General features: G+C 52.6%; 9 protein-coding genes. 5 read left to right on the top strand and 4 right to left on the bottom strand.

The genetic code is table 11. From position 1 onward, the window contains the following. The first annotated feature begins 121 nt into the window (after positions 1–121). Together uvrB and RW023_RS03605 are read left to right on the top strand one after the other, a co-directional pair. On the top strand, positions 122–2230 hold the full coding sequence (gene uvrB, locus RW023_RS03600) for an excinuclease ABC subunit UvrB (protein WP_315579931.1): 2109 nt from the start codon (positions 122–124) through the stop codon (positions 2228–2230). Positions 2231–2320: 90 nt separating this feature from the next. Then, a complete protein-coding gene (locus RW023_RS03605; protein ID WP_315579954.1) occupies positions 2321–3064 on the top strand; it encodes a phosphatidylcholine synthase in 744 nt (247 codons plus the stop codon). Here the strand turns inward: RW023_RS03605 and RW023_RS03610 are convergent. Continuing rightward, positions 3040–3954, bottom strand: coding sequence for a hypothetical protein (locus RW023_RS03610; protein ID WP_315579932.1), 915 nt, complete (start codon positions 3952–3954; stop codon positions 3040–3042). The two genes, RW023_RS03605 and RW023_RS03610, sit on opposite strands and share 25 nt — an antisense overlap. 207 nt (positions 3955–4161) lie before the next feature. Here RW023_RS03610 and RW023_RS03615 point away from each other — a divergent pair, with 207 nt between their 5' ends. The 3 genes from RW023_RS03615 to uvrA all read left to right on the top strand — a co-directional run bounded on the left by RW023_RS03615 (position 4162) and on the right by uvrA (position 10503). Beyond that, positions 4162–5163, top strand: a complete 1002-nt coding sequence (locus RW023_RS03615) for a TerC family protein (RefSeq protein ID WP_315579933.1) — start codon at positions 4162–4164, stop codon at positions 5161–5163. Next, on the top strand, positions 5160–7571 hold the full coding sequence (locus tag RW023_RS03620) for an HAD-IC family P-type ATPase (RefSeq protein ID WP_315579934.1): 2412 nt from the start codon (positions 5160–5162) through the stop codon (positions 7569–7571). Before RW023_RS03615 ends, RW023_RS03620 begins: the two co-directional genes overlap by 4 nt. Before the next feature lie 67 nt (positions 7572–7638). After that, positions 7639–10503 (top strand): excinuclease ABC subunit UvrA, encoded by a 2865-nt coding sequence (uvrA, locus tag RW023_RS03625; RefSeq protein ID WP_315579935.1) that lies wholly within the window; start codon positions 7639–7641, stop codon positions 10501–10503. Between the two features lie 132 nt (positions 10504–10635). Here uvrA and RW023_RS03630 read toward each other — a convergent pair whose 3' ends face one another. From RW023_RS03630 to glnA, 3 genes are all read right to left on the bottom strand, one after another. Continuing rightward, positions 10636–12549, bottom strand: coding sequence for a long-chain fatty acid--CoA ligase (locus tag RW023_RS03630; protein ID WP_315579936.1), 1914 nt, complete (start codon positions 12547–12549; stop codon positions 10636–10638). 33 nt (positions 12550–12582) lie between these two features. Further along, positions 12583–14442 (bottom strand): AMP-dependent synthetase/ligase, encoded by a 1860-nt coding sequence (locus RW023_RS03635; RefSeq protein WP_315579937.1) that lies wholly within the window; start codon positions 14440–14442, stop codon positions 12583–12585. Positions 14443–14515: 73 nt separating this feature from the next. Then, on the bottom strand, positions 14516–15940 hold the full coding sequence (glnA, locus tag RW023_RS03640) for a type I glutamate--ammonia ligase (RefSeq protein ID WP_315579955.1): 1425 nt from the start codon (positions 15938–15940) through the stop codon (positions 14516–14518). Positions 15941–16024 lie beyond the last annotated feature (84 nt).

Raw genomic sequence — 16024 nt, forward strand, 5'->3', positions numbered from 1 at the left:
TGCGATTCGCGCCGTGGACGTGTACCCACGAGGTGCGTGAGCTCAGGCAAATGAGCTACGGACACTTACGGAGGTACCCGTTCACGGCGCGTTCATGTTCGAAATGACGTAGCGTTAAAGGGTGAGCCAAAGCCCTATCATTCGTGCGGAACACCCCTTTGAGGTTATTTCTGAGTACACTCCATCTGGTGACCAGCCGAAGGCGATTCATGAGCTAGCGGAACGTCTGCGCGCGGGTGAACAAGACATAGTCCTTCTCGGTGCGACAGGAACCGGTAAGAGTGCAACGACTGCTTGGCTGATCGAAGAAGTTCAACGTCCTGCCTTGGTGCTTGAGCCCAATAAAACTTTGGCAGCGCAGCTGGCGGCGGAGTTTCGTCAGCTGCTGCCCAATAATGCTGTTGAGTACTTCGTGTCTTATTACGACTACTATCAGCCTGAAGCCTACGTTCCTCAAACCGATACCTTTATTGAGAAGGATTCGTCGATCAACGATGAAGTTGAAAGGCTGCGCCACAGTGCGACAAACTCGCTTCTAACTCGTCGAGATACGGTTGTTGTTTCCTCTGTCTCATGTATTTACGGTTTGGGTACACCAGAAGAGTACGTTGCACGGATGATCGAGCTGAGTCGCGGAATGCGCATTGACCGTGACGACCTTCTCCGCGCCTTCATCGGTATGCAGTACACGCGAAACGACATTGGTTTTACCCGCGGAACCTTTAGGGTCCGTGGAGACACGATTGAGATCATTCCGGTGTATGAGGAACTGGCAATCCGGATTGAAATGTTCGGTGATGAGATTGATTCCTTGGCAGTACTCCACCCCGTGACGGGAAATGTCATTGAGGAAGTTGATCATGTCTACCTCTTCCCGGCCTCGCACTATGTTGCCGGCGAAGAACGAATGAAACGCGCGATCGCTTCCATCGAGGAGGAACTCGAAGAACGCCTTGAATGGTTTGAATCCCAAGGAAAACTGCTTGAAGCTCAGCGTCTTCGGATGCGAACAACCTACGACCTCGAAATGCTCAAGGAAATAGGTACGTGTGCTGGAGTCGAGAACTATTCACGTCATATTGATGGACGTGGCCCGGGAACACCTCCGAATACGCTGCTCGATTATTTCCCCGATGATTTTGTTCTGGTCATCGATGAATCCCACGTGACGGTTCCACAAATTGGGGCGATGTTTGAAGGCGACATGTCACGAAAGCGCACTCTGGTTGATTACGGTTTCCGTCTCCCCTCGGCAATGGATAATCGTCCACTGAAATGGGACGAGTTTACGCAACGCATTGGTCAAACTGTCTATCTTTCAGCAACACCGGGGCAGTATGAGCTGGATCGTTCTGACGGTGTAGTCGAACAGATCATTCGTCCGACTGGCCTTGTGGACCCTCAAGTTATTGTCAAACCAACTCAAGGGCAGGTTGATGACTTGCTCGAACAGATTCGTGAGCGTACTCAGCGAGACGAGCGTGTTTTGGTCACAACTCTCACCAAGAAGATGGCTGAAGATCTGACTACCTACTTGGGTGAGAGGGGAGTGAAGGTCGAATACCTGCACTCTGATGTCGACACCTTAAGGCGCGTCGAATTACTCCGCGAACTTCGCCTTGGTGTCTTTGATGTTTTGGTAGGAATTAACCTGCTTCGTGAGGGACTGGACCTGCCTGAGGTTTCACTGGTGTCAATTTTGGATGCCGATAAAGAAGGTTTCCTACGCTCAACCCGATCGCTCATTCAGACCATTGGCCGAGCCGCGCGTAATGTGTCGGGTGAAGTGCACATGTACGCTGATAACATCACTGACTCGATGCGCGCAGCAATAGATGAAACCGAGCGACGCCGTGAGATCCAGCTGGCCTATAACCATGAGCACGGGATTGATCCCAAACCGCTGCGAAAGAAGATCGCGGACGTTACTGACATGCTGGCTCGCGAAGAAGTCGATACTGCAGAACTCCTCGAAGGTGGATACCGCCGCGAGCGGCCGGCTACAGACATTCGCGCAGATGCGATGGCCTCGGAGGCTATAGAGGATGTGCCCAGGAGCCGGGAAGAACTTGTCAATATGGCGCAAAATGACCTTGAGGCTCTTATTGCCCAGTTGAGTTATCGAATGATGGAAGCTGCAGAGAACCTCCAGTTCGAGCTTGCTGCTCGTCTACGTGATGAGCTCGCTGAACTCAAGAAAGAACTTCGTGCAATGAAAGCAGCAAACTAATCTTTGTGGAAAGTGGTGAGTGCCTTTGAGTAAAGGCACTAAGATAGTGGTGTTCTAAGTTCTCAATGCTGGGAGTCGACTGTGTCTACGATGGCGCATACGCAAGCCCGTCCCGTTCCTTTTTCAAAACGCGCCCTTGCTTGGTCTGCTCACCTCTTCACACTAACCGGTGTGCTGTGGGCGTCTTTGGCGACAATTGCTCTGTACGAGGGGCATATCCGCCAGATGTGGATGTGGTTGGGAATCGCACTTCTTGTTGATGCATTTGACGGTAGTTTCGCGCGTGCTGTTCGCGTTACTGAATACGCTCCCGGTTTTGACGGAGCGACGTTGGACAATATTGTCGATTACCTGACCTGGACCTTCATTCCGGCGCTGTTCATGGTCTTCTATCTGCCGTTTGGATCCCGCGGGCTAGGCATCGCTGCGGCCTTAATTGTCTGTCTCTCCTCAATGTTCTGTTATTGCAATGTTTCCTTGAAGACACCAGACCACTACTTTATGGGTTTTCCAGCTGCATGGAATGTGGTTGCAGCAATTATGTGGATTTTCCAAACCGGAGCTCTTTTTAACTTTATTGCGACCGTAATTTTGGCGATCCTTACGGTTGCTCCGATTGCTTTTGTCCACCCCTTCAGGGTCGGTCGTTTGCGTGTTCTTAACATCGTCGCAGCACTGGTATGGGTTGCGGCAACGGCTCTACTTGTCGCATATGCACCCCTGCGCCCGTTTATCCTTACAGGCATTTGGTGGGTTGCGGGGATCTGGATTCTTGTCGTGAGCGCTGTGCGTTCGATTCAGGGAATTCCTCAAGAATTTCGTGACGCAGAGTAACGCTTGACAAGACGGGTGTTCTGAATCCCGCGCCAAACCTCGGTAGCAAGAGACGCCGCAATCATAAGGCCCACAATGATGATGACTGAGCCTGGGTATCCGCGTCCGTGTACCCAGAAATAAACGTAGGGCGCCATGAACGTTGCTAGTGCGACAATTGCGCCGGCGTAGCGTTCCAATGGTCTTGACGCCGTCAGCATCGCGAGAATTCCCCAGGTATACGGGATTGCGGTCAGTACGTCGATTGCCCATAAGACCAACACAGAGCCGTGAAATTGTGGAACAAAGATGACTGGAAGTGCCCGAAGTGATGAGTACACGAAGACAACCGCGTAAACCCAGAAACGTGGGTCTTTGAGAACTCGCGTGATCAGGGAACGTTTGAAAACCTTTACCCCCGCTGCCTCAATTTGATGGGCGAGGCCGCGCGGAGTTTGTGTTGCGTTCATTCCTTCTAATGCCGCCCTGAAGCTTGCATCGGGAAGTAACTGATGAACAACATCGCTGACCCGTAGTCCGAAGACAGTCTGCGTCTCAGAATGTTCTGCACCGACGTTCACGAAGAGACCGAATAGTGGACCAGCGAGTTCTTTCAGTCGCTCAGTGTCAATAGGGCCAATCAACCAGATCAAAGCTCGGTGCTCTAAAGCATCTCGTACTTCAGAGTAAAAATTATCGGTTGTCGACAATACCTGTGGTGTGAGTTCACGAACCTCACGACGTCCCAATTCGGCAAGTCTGGAAACACCGGCAGTATGCGCGAGATTTGTTGTATCGAAAGCACAGGATTGGACGACTGGCAGTTCAAAAGGTGCCCGGGTCGACCCGAGAAGGGTCTCCTTCAGGCGACGCAGTCGGGAAACTTGGGCTGCACGATTTTGAACACTCACTCTGTTGAGTCTAAAGCACTTGCGTGTGAAGCTCTTAACGACTTGTGATCTGATTGAGAATGTGAGCGGGATCGTTTGTTACGCTAGTCGCGAGGGGAGTAATCCCAAAAAGAGCACCATCGTCAACGCGGTATCTCCCAGATACCCGGTGTTGCTGCCCAATTTTGGGTGGGAAGAGACCTCAAATCTCAGCCTGAAAGGTCATTCGTGGACGTACATATCCTCGGCTGGATCGGCTTGGCCGTCGCTGTTATTGTCTTAATTTCCACTGACATCATTGGACACGTGCGTAAGCCACACCCGCCTTCTATGAAAGAAGCAACAGCGTGGACACTGGGTTACGTTGGTCTTGCGGTGATGTTTGGCCTAGCGATTTGGGCGATCTACGGAGGAACCTACGCTATCCAGTTCTATAGCGGATACCTGATGGAGTGGTCGCTTTCGCTGGACAACCTCTTTGTCTTCGTCATCATCATGTCGTCCTTCAAAGTGCCAAGGCAGTTTCAGCAGAAAGCACTTCTAGCAGGAATTATCATTGCCCTGATATTTAGATCATTTTTCATCATCGTCGGTGTCACCTTAGTCAACCGTTTCACGTGGATGTTCTTCTTCTTTGGCGCGTGGCTTCTGTGGACGGCATATTCGCAGGCGCGCGAAGGCGCATCTGATGAAGAGGAAGAAGTTGAGGAAATTCAAGAGAATGCGTTTGTTCGATTTGTCCGACGTATTCTTCCCGTGACCGATGGATACATGGGAGACCGTTTCTTCTACCGCCATAATGGTCGCACATCAATCACCCCCTTGTTCCTTGTTGTTTTGGCGCTTGGATCCGCGGATCTTATGTTTGCGCTCGATTCCATTCCTGCGATCCTTGGGCTTACTCAAGAGGAGTATTTGGTCTTTGCGTGCAACGCTTTTGCATTGCTAGGACTACGGCAGCTTTTCTTCCTTATCGATGGCCTTCTTGAAAGACTCGTTTTCCTCAACTACGGACTTGCAGTGATCTTGGGCTTCATCGGGGTGAAGCTGATTCTTCATGCACTCCACGAAAACTCATTGCCCTTCCTTAACGGGGGCGAGCCTATTCATGGAATTCCGGAAATCGGAATCCCGGTCTCACTTGCTGTCATTGCAGGCACACTCATCACGACAGTTCTAGCCTCGCTTATTTATTCGAAGCGCGATTCCTCGAGGACTAACGGCCGATGACCTTTGCTGCACAAGCTCCTAATCGTGCTCAAGGACTTACTGGATCCGAAGTAAAGATCCGCGAAGAAGCAGGCAAGCTGAACATCACTAAGCTCCCTTCATCGCGATCGCTGGCATCGATTATTCGCGCAAATGTCTTGACGCTTTTTAATGCGATCTTGAGCATCGCAATGGTCATTGTGATCATCTTCGGATCCTGGCAGGATGCCGTTTTCGGTGCGATCATGATCATTAATGCGGTTATTGGAATTTTTTCCGAACTTCGTGCGAAGAAAACACTGGACGATCTTGCAATCGTTGACGCCCCTCGGGCGAAGGTTCGACGCGATGGGCGCACCGAGCAGATTGACGTTCAACGTATTGTTATCGACGATATTGTCGAGCTTTCACTCGGCGATCAAATTGCGGCTGACGGCGAGGTCGTAGAAGTTTCCGGTTTGGAAATTGACGAATCGATGCTCACTGGTGAATCTCGCCCGGTTCTTAAGCAGCTCGGTGATCGTCTTCTTGCCGGAACATCCGTCGTTTCAGGCTCTGGTGTGATGCATGTGCAAGCGGTGGGTTCAGATCTGTACGCGCAGGGGATTGCGCGTCATGCGCGGACTTTCTCTCTTGCCACTTCTGAGATTCAACAGGGTATTAATAAGATTCTGCGCGTTATCTCGATTGCCCTTCCTCCGATTATTCTTTTGACACTCTGGTCGCAAACGCGAATTGCAGGAGAAGCTACCCCCTACGCGTGGCAACACGCATTGGTTCTTGCTGTTGCAAGCGTTGTCGGAATGATTCCGCAGGGATTGGTGCTCCTCACTTCCATGAACTTCGCGATCGGCTCAGCGACTTTGGCGCGGAAAGGCGCTCTTGTTCAGGAGCTTCCCGCAGTTGAAGTGCTGGCTCGTGTTGACGCACTGTGTCTGGATAAAACCGGTACGCTCACAACCGGTGGAATTCGATTGCGCTCCTTGGAGATTCTTGATCGACAGCGAGAAGATGAGCTTTTCCGCGCGCTGTGGGTGCTCAACGACGATGAAACAAATGCAACCGCGCGAGCGATCAAAGACTATTTGCGCAATAGGGGAGAGCTTCCGCAGGAAGATACTGAACCCTCTCGAACTATTCCCTTCTCCTCTGAACGTAAGTGGGCAGCGTGGGTCACACATAGTGCATCAATCGTCATGGGCGCCCCTGAGATGCTTATTGACCACGTTGAGAACCTCGCAAGTCTTCGAGCTGATATTCGTTCATATGCGAGTGAGGGCTTGAGAGTATTAGTCGTCGTTCGCTATGACGAGGCCATTGAAGACCACACCCTTCCGGCAAATCCATCGGCTCTCGCCCTCCTGGTTTTGGAAGAAGACTTGCGTGATGATGCTACCGAAACCCTCGCTTACTTCCGCCGCCAAGGTGTGCGTGTACGCATCATTTCGGGTGATAGTCCGACTACGGTTGCCGCACTAGCCGCACAGGTCGGGCTGCGTTCACCTAATGGCGACGCTCCTCACGCATTTGATGCTCGGAATCTCCCTCAGGATCCAACGTCTGCTGAATTCGTCTCTATCGTTGAAGCGACAGATGTTTTCGGACGTGTTACTCCCGAACAGAAACGTGCGTTGGTTAAGGCCCTGCAAACTCAAAAGCACTGTGTTGCTATGACGGGCGATGGTGTCAATGATGCTCTCGCGCTCAAAGATGCTGATTTGGGTATTGCGATGGGCAATGGCGCAGCAGCAACCAAGGCCGTTTCACAGTTGGTTTTGGTTGATCAAAAGTTTTCGGTACTCCCCAGTGTCTTGGCCGAGGGGCGTCGCATCATGGCCAATATGGAACGCGTTTCATCGCTTTTCCTGGCAAAGACGACCTACGCGACACTTTTTGTCATTCTCAGTGCAATTTTTGCGTGGCGTTATCCTTTCTTGCCGAGACATTTTACTTACGTCGACACTCTAACTATTGGTGTTCCTGCGTTCTTCATTGCCTTAGGTCCCAACAATCGTCGTTATGTCCCTGGTTTTTTGTCTCGAACTTTGTCGCTTGCAATTCCCAGCGGCATCGTTCTGGGAGTTGCGGCTCTTGCTATCTATTCTTCAGTCGGCAACGGTACGGTACTCGGCTCCACCGCGGCCGCAATGACGGTTCTGATTGGCGGATTGTGGCTTTTGTCGATCACAGCACGACCGCTGGTACCGTGGCGCGTAGTTTTGATCTGCGCTATGGCTGTAGCGGGAGTTTTAGGTGTCCTCCTTCCCTTTGCGCGAGCCTTCTTTGCCTTCCAATGGCCCACGGCCCCGTTGTGGCTGGCGATTATCGGATCAGGACTTGCTGCCGGCCTCGTCATCGAGGCGTTCTCGCGGGTGCTCTACATGGGTAAGCTTCGAGAAGCAGAGTTAGAAGGCCATTCCATAGACTAAACGTGAAGCGAAGCATAAAAGAACACATGTTCGACCAAAGCAATGCGTCAACACGTAAACTAGTGGAGTGCATGATCAGTTAATTGTCCGTGGAGCCCGCGAGCATAATCTCAAGGGTGTCGACCTTGATCTTCCCCGTGGCTCGATGATTGTTTTCACCGGTCTATCGGGATCGGGTAAGTCGTCTCTTGCCTTTGACACGATTTTTGCCGAAGGTCAAAGGCGTTACGTTGAATCACTGTCCTCATATGCGCGTCAGTTTTTGGGACAGATGGATAAGCCTGATGTTGATTTCATCGAGGGGCTCTCTCCAGCAGTGTCAATCGACCAGAAATCTACTTCACGTAATCCGCGTTCGACGGTCGGTACGATTACCGAAATCCATGACTACTTGCGTCTATTATTTGCGCGCGCTGGGGTAGCCCACTGTCCGGTGTGTGGAGCCCGTATCCAAGCTCAGACTCCCCAGCAGATTGTTGACCGTGTTCGCTCGCTTCCTGAAGGAACCCGCTTCCAGGTCCTGTCGCCTGTTGTTCGGGGCCGCAAGGGGGAATATCAGGATCTTCTCGAGGAGCTCAAGGCATCTGGCTATGTGCGAGCAATCGTCGATGGTGAATTACTTCGACTTGAAGATGTCCCTCCGCTAGAGAAAAAGCTCAAGCACACGATTGAAGTTGTTGTTGACCGGCTTGTCGTACGTGAGGGTGTCCGTCAGCGATTGACCGACTCCGTTGAAACAGCACTTCGTCTTTCCGACGGCTTAGTGATCATCGACTGCATTGATTTGGATGAGTCAGATCCTGATCGTCGACGCAAATACTCTGAAAAGCGTTCGTGCCCCAACGACCATCCTTTGGCATTGGATGAAATTGAACCGCGAACTTTCTCCTTTAACGCGCCCTACGGAGCGTGTCCCGAGTGCTCGGGCTTGGGCTCGAAACTTGAAGTTGATCCTGAACTTGTCGTGCCGGATGAGGAACTTTCGCTCAACCAAGGCGCCGTGATTGTTTGGAACTCGAATTTTAAGTATCACCGACACCTTCTGGAAGCCTTGGCAAAAGAGCTCGGTTTTTCCATGGACACACCGTGGAAAGATCTTCCCAAGAAGGTTAAGGATGCAATCCTCAACGGTCGAAACTACGAAGTAAAAGTTAAATTCCGTAACCGATGGGGACGGGAACGTTCGTATACGACGGGGTTCGAGGGCGCGCTCACCTATATCCAGCGGAAAAAAGAAGAGACTGAATCACAGCTGGTCGTTGATCGTATGGATTCGTACATGCGCGAAGTCCCCTGTAGCGCGTGCCAAGGAGCAAGATTACGTCCCGAGGTCTTGGCAGTTACTATCGGCGATCTCTCAATCGCACAGCTTTCGGATTTGTCGATTAGCGATGCAAAAAACTTCCTCGACAGCGTTACTTTGGAAGAGCGTTTTTCTGTCATCGCCGCACCGATTCTTACTGAAATTCAGGCGCGATTGAACTTCTTGGTCGATGTTGGTCTGTCTTATCTCACGCTCTCCCGCGGTGCTGCAACTCTTTCTGGAGGAGAGGCTCAACGAATTCGTTTGGCAACCCAAATTGGTTCCGGCCTCGTAGGAGTTTTGTATGTCCTCGATGAGCCTTCGATTGGCCTTCATCAACGTGATAACCGCAAGCTCATCACGACCTTGGAACACCTACGTGACCTCGGAAATACCCTGATTGTTGTCGAACATGATGAAGAGACCATCGAATCTGCTGACTGGATCGTTGATGTGGGCCCGGGAGCCGGTGAAAACGGTGGCTGGATCGTTCACAGTGGAACTCTTGAGGAACTTAAAGAGAATAAACGCTCTTTGACGGGTCAATATCTCAGTGGAAAGCGTTCGATTGTTGTGCCTCAATCTCGCCGGGAGCGTGATCCCAAGCGCCAGATTACGGTGAAGGGCGCGCGCGAAAACAATCTCAAAGACGTTACGGTGTCCTTCCCTCTTTCGACTTTTACCGCGGTGACGGGCGTATCTGGCTCGGGTAAATCTACCCTGGTTAATCAAATTCTTTATCGATCCTTGGCTAGCCGTTTGAACGGAGCACGTCTTGTTCCGGGACGCCATCGTTCCGTTGTCGGTACTGATGGCCTTGATAAGGTCGTGCATGTCGACCAATCGCCTATCGGTCGTACACCGCGGTCGAATCCGGCCACCTACACGGGAGTCTGGGATCAAATTCGTAAGCTCTTTGCTGAAGTCCCTGAGGCAAAGCTTCGCGGTTATGGTCCCGGGCGTTTCTCTTTCAATGTGAAGGGGGGACGGTGCGAGTCCTGTAAGGGTGATGGAACCCTCAAGATTGAAATGAACTTCCTTCCGGATGTTTATGTCCCTTGCGAGGTTTGCCATGGTGCACGGTATAACCGTGAGACTTTGGAGATTCTCTACAAAGGTAAGAGCGTCGCAGATGTCCTCAATATGCCTATTGCCGAGGCCGCTGAGTTCTTTGCTCCAATCTCGCGGATTGCCCGTCACCTGAATACCTTGGTTGAAGTTGGCTTGGGCTACGTGCGACTTGGTCAAGCTGCGACAACTCTGTCCGGTGGGGAAGCGCAGCGTGTCAAGCTCGCATCGGAGCTGCAACGCCGGTCGACGGGGAGGACGGTGTATGTCCTAGACGAGCCAACTACTGGTTTGCACACTGAAGACATACGTAAACTACTGCTTGTTCTCCAGAGCCTGGTCGATAAGGGTAATACGGTGATCGTTATCGAGCACAATCTTGACGTGATCAAGAGTGCCGACTGGGTCATTGACATGGGACCTGAGGGTGGTAGTGGTGGCGGTACCGTCGTTGCAGAAGGAACGCCCGAAGACGTCGCCAAGGTCCGTGAATCATTCACAGGTCAGTTCCTTGCGGAGATTTTCGAGGCCTCTCAGCAGCAAGGAGCGAAATCAAAGTAGCTGCACAATCGACGTGCGCTGAAAAGCTGAGCTGAAAAGAGTTGTGTGGGCTTCCCAAAAGGGGAGCCCACACAAACATTGAAAAGCAGTGCTTTTGCCTCAGAAACTCAAACGCTGTGATCGCGACAGGAGTTACTGAGCTTCGGGAGTTGTTCCCGATTCATAAAGCGCTTCAACCTCATCCGCAAAATCAGCAAGAACCCGACGCCTCTTGAGCTTTAGTGATGGCGTCATATATCCGTTCTCAACAGTAAAGGCTGCGTTGACGATGCGGTAGCGGCGGATTGATTCAGCCCGTGAAACTTGCTTATTGGCCCGCGCAATCGCACGTTCTAGAGACTCGCGCACTGCGGGTAGCTCTGCAGCCTGAGCCGCATCCACGACAGGCTGTCCGTGGGCGCGGAGCCATTCTGGAAGCATTTCTGTGTCGAGCGAAATCAGCGCTCCGATATATGGACGATTGTCACCGACAACAATGATATTTGCAATCAACGGATGGGTTGAGAGGGCATCTTCCAAAATTTCAGGGGAGACATTCTTCCCACCTGCGGTGACAATGAGCTCCTTCTTGCGGCCAGTGATACGGATGTGGCCTCGGTCATCAATCGAGGCGAGATCTCCGGTCTTAAACCAGCCATCAACAAAGGCCTCAGCAGTGGCCTCGGGAAGGTTATGGTACCCGCGGGAAACTGAAATTCCGCGGACTAAAAGTTCTCCGTCGCTGGCCAGTTTCGCCTGATTACCGGGCCATACGAAACCAACACTATCCGGCGGGAAATCCTGGGGGATCTCGACGCTGATGGGACCGGTGGTCTCGGAGAGTCCGTATCCCTGGAGCAGGGTCAGTCCGAGGCCTCGATAGAAGTTTGCAAGGTCGAGGGCGAGGGGAGCGCCTCCAGAGATGATTGTGTGAAGGTTTGGCCCAAGAATTGCCTTGACCTTCGAGAGAACTAATGCGTCAGCAACATGTCCGCGAATCTTCAACAGAGCGGAGGGGCCGGGAGAAGGAATTGCCGAGGCATCGGGTACGGGCGTGGTGTCTGGCAGGGGACCAGCAACTAGGGACTCGGGAAGAGGAGTATCTACATAGGCGCGCGATTCCGAAAGCGCGCGCGCTTGCTTTGCTGCCCAGGAGAACATTCGTCCCTTGAAACCGCCGCCGGCCTTGGCTGATGCCGCGTTATAGACCTTCTCCAAGACGCGTGGCACAACCAGAAGCATTGAGGGCTTGAAGGTCGCAATATCATCAACCAGGTTGCGTGTATCTGGTGAAAAGGCTACAACTCCTTGTCCCGAGAGCAAGCAGTACATCACAAAGCGTGCAAGTACGTGAGCCACGGGCAAGAATAGCAGCGAGCGAGAGCGCGGATCATTGATCAGAAGGGGGAGGAAATCGTAGGCCTGAAGCATGGGGCTGATGAAGTTCCCATGTGTGAGAACAACGCCTTTGGGGACCCCGGTGGTTCCGGAGGTGTAAATAATGGTGGCTTCATTCTCAAGGTTGACGGCCTCGGTCCGTAGGCGTACTTCTTCGATTGGAACATCGAGTCCGGCTTGGGCAAGCGCCCGCTGAGCTCCCTTATCAAGCGAGAGGAGATGACGAACCGAATCTGTCTTGACGGACTGAACGAGTTCGGCCTGCTGAGTCGTCGCGGTAATGACAATGCGGATATCTGCGTCCTTCAGGATGTGCTCAATTTGGACGGCAGAATCAGTTTCGTAGATCGGGACGGTGATCGCACCGCAGGACAGGGCGGCGACGTCGATGAGTGCCCACTCGTACGATGTTGGCGCCAAAATCGCAAGGTGCTCACCTGCTTTAAGGCCTAGGGCGATGAGGCCTCGAGCAATCGAATCAACATCCGAAAGGAACTGATCGATGGTAACTGGGCGCCACGTGCCCACAGGTGAACGACGCTCGATGGCGACCTGACCAGGATGCTCTTGAGCACGCAGGCGCAGCATCGATGGCAAATTCATCTCGGGGCTCGCCTCGCGAGTTGCAATCGCTTCCCAAGAGCCATCAGCAAGCCTGCGTACTGTCATGAGTATCCCTTTCGGTTGTATTTCGTTCAGCGTCTATCGTGCACGTCGGAAAAAACGGCGGCGCTTTGCCGGGGCAGATTCAACTGGCCCACCGTAAAGTTCGTCGACTTCATCTGCGAAATCATGAAGTACTTTTCCACGACGAAGCTTCAACGAGGGAGTCACGTAGCCGTTTTCGACAGTGAAGCTCGCATCAATGATTCGGAATTTGCGAATGGACTCCGCGCGAGAGACTGCCTTGTTTGCGCGGTCTACTGCACGTTGGAGTGAAGCTTGCACTTCGGGAAGCTGGGCGGCCTCGAGTGGCGAGCAACGGGGGAGTCCGTGCTTACGCAGCCAATCTGGAAGCATCTCAGCATCAAGGGTAAAGAGCGCACCGATAAATGGCCGTTGATCGCCAACAACAATGACGTTTGCAATTAAGGGGTGAGTTGCCAGTGAATCTTCCAAAACCTCGGGAGAGACATTTTTGCCACCAGCGGTGACGATGAGTTCTTTCTTTCGTCCGGTGATTGAAAGCTGGCCGCTCTTTGAGATAGAGCCTAAGTCGCCGGTATGGAACCACTCGCCATCGGGCATAACCTGGTGAGTTTGCTCAGGCAAATGGTAATAGCCGGGCATGACCGAAACACCTTTGACGAGGATTTCCCCGTCTTTTGCGATCTTGATGAAGTTTCCCGGAAGCGGCAGACCCACGGTACCCACGGGGTTCTTTCCAACATGCTGAACAGCGATCGGCCCGGTTGTCTCGGAGAGACCGTACCCCTGGAGAAGTGTGATACCCATGCCCGCGTAGAACTGGGCAAGGTCGGTGGCTAAAGGAGCCCCACCGGAAACGATGTAGCGAAGATTCGGGCCAAGAATCGAACGGATTTTCTTGAGAACAAGTGCGTCGGCAATGCCGTGGCGCGCCTTCTTCAGCAGGGAAGGCCCGAAAGTACGTTCTTGCGCAAGTGCATATGTGCGCGCCTGCTTGGCGCTCCATGCGAACATCTTGCCTTTGATTCCGCCGCCGGCTTTCGCGGAAGCGGCGTTGTAGACCTTTTCGAGTACACGCGGTACGACAAGCAGAACAGAAGGCTTGAAAGCCTGAATGTCGGGCAGCAGATTCTTAATATTTGGCGAGAATCCAAGGACACCTGCTCCAGAAAGCACGAGGTGCATAACGAGGCGTGCAAGAACATGCGCGACCGGGAGGAAGAGGAGCAGACGTGTATCAGGAGAGTCAACGATATCGCCAACAACCTGACGTGCGCCCGCAATCGTCGCCAGGAAGTTTGCGTGGGTGAGAACAACGCCCTTGGGAACTCCGGTAGTTCCGGAGGTATAGATAATTGTTGCGATCGAAGAAGAGTTGAGTGAAGAACGGCGAGCTTTGACGTCGTCGATTGACACATGTTTGGCAGCGCGAGCGATGGCTCGCAGTGCTCCCTGGTCCAAACTGTCGATTGAACGCGTGAAAGCGGGGGCGACACTTCGAACTAGTTCTGCCTGTTGTGTCGTTGCAGTGAACACTTGAACGACATGGGCATCTTCGAGGATGTGGCGGATCTGCGCGGCCGAATCAGACTCATAGATTGGGACCGTGATGGCTCCAATTGAGAGAAGAGAAAGGTCGAGCAGTAGCCATTCCATGGACGTGGAAGCGAGAATCGCGACCGAGTCTCCCGCTTCAATACCGAGGCCGACAAGGCCACAGGAAATGTACTCGACCTGGCGTTGAAGTTCTGCAGCAGTGATCTTTTGGGTTGCGCCAACGGAGGAACGTGTCTCGATGACGACCTGATCAGGATGAGCCGAGGCTCGTGCAGCGAGCAGGTCGGGGAGCAGCTCTTGCGAAGAGAGCTTAAATTTCGGCTTGATCGTATACGAACCGTCACGCATGCGTTTCATGATGTCTCCGTTTCGGACCTGCAGTTACACGAGTAGACACTATGAATATAGCGTCTAATGGCGGCTGTCTAGCTCACAGATCGTAATACAGCTGAAATTCATAAGGATGCGGGTAGGCGCGCATTGGGGCAATCTCCACCGTTTCTTTATAGTTAATCCAGGTTTCGATCAGGTCTTCAGTAAAGACATCTCCCTCGGTGAGGAATTCATAGTCATGACGAAGTGCCTCAAGAGCCGCTTCTAAACTGGAGGGAAGCTTCGCAATGGAATCGTAGTCAGCGCTCGGAAGTTCGTAGAGGTCCTTATCAATGGGCGCGGCTGGTTCGATTCGGCGTTTGATCCCGTCGATACCGGCCATGAGACAGGCTGAGAAGGACAAGTAGGGGTTCGCGCTGGGGTCAGGAACGCGGTATTCGACACGTTTCGCAGCAGGCGAAGTACCAGTTACGGGAATGCGAATGCAGGCGCTACGGTTACGCGCCGAATAGACCAAGTTAATCGGCGCCTCAAAGCCAGGGACAAGCCGGCGGAAAGAATTGACCGAAGGGTTTGTGAAGGCAAGCAGAGCAGGCGCGTGCTCCAAAAGCCCACCAATGAACCAGCGGGCGGTGTCAGAAAGAGAACCGTAGCCTCGTTCGTCATAGAAGAGAGGCTCGCCGTCTTTCCACAAGGAAAGGTGGGTATGCATTCCAGAACCGTTATCACCGAATAGCGGCTTGGGCATGAAGGTTGCCGACAGTCCCGCAGCACGCGCAGCGTTCTTAATGACGTACTTAAACTTCATCATGTCGTCTGCGGCAGTTGTTAAGGTATCGAAGCGGTAGTTGATCTCCTGCTGACCGCCTGAGCCAACCTCGTGATGTGCGCGCTCAAGCTTAAGTCCAACCTCGGTCAGGAGGTTAGACATCTCATCGCGAAGATCGGTGAAGTCATCGCTGGGGGAGACAGGGAAATAACCGCCCTTAAGTGCGACTTTATATCCCAGATTCCCACCTTCCTCCGCGCGTCCTGTGTTCCAGTAGGCCTCGTCGGAGTCAAGAGCGTAGAAGGTCGATTGAGGGCTTATCTGATAACGCACATCGTTGAAGACGAAGAACTCTGCCTCTGCGCCGATGTAACAGGTGTCGGCGATGCCAGTGGAGCGCAGGTAGGCCTCGGCCTTCGCAGCCACTTGTCGAGGGTCGCGTGAGAAAGGCTCATCAGTGAATGGGTCGACGATGGAGAAAATGATGACGAGTGTCTTATTAGCGTGGAAAGGGTCGACAAAGGCTGAGGTAATATCGGGAATCAGCTTCATATCTGATTCGTGAATCTGTGTAAAACCGCGAACCGATGAGCCGTCGAACATCAGTCCATCTTTGAGGACCGAAGCTTGAAGCTCGCTTGCGGGAATAGTGAAGTGCTGCTGGACTCCCGGAAGATCGCAGAAACGTACGTCGATGTACGCAATTTCTTCCTTTTCGATGAAGTCGATAACCTCTTGTGCCTGGCTAAACATGGCAAACCTTTCCACAGCAATACCTTCAAGAAATGATAAACCTTAGACCAAAAGTTTTCTAATGCCATGCAGAGCAAGCATCAC

It is taken from the genome of uncultured Actinomyces sp., from assembly GCF_963542285.1.
GTDB lineage: Bacteria > Actinomycetota > Actinomycetes > Actinomycetales > Actinomycetaceae > Pauljensenia.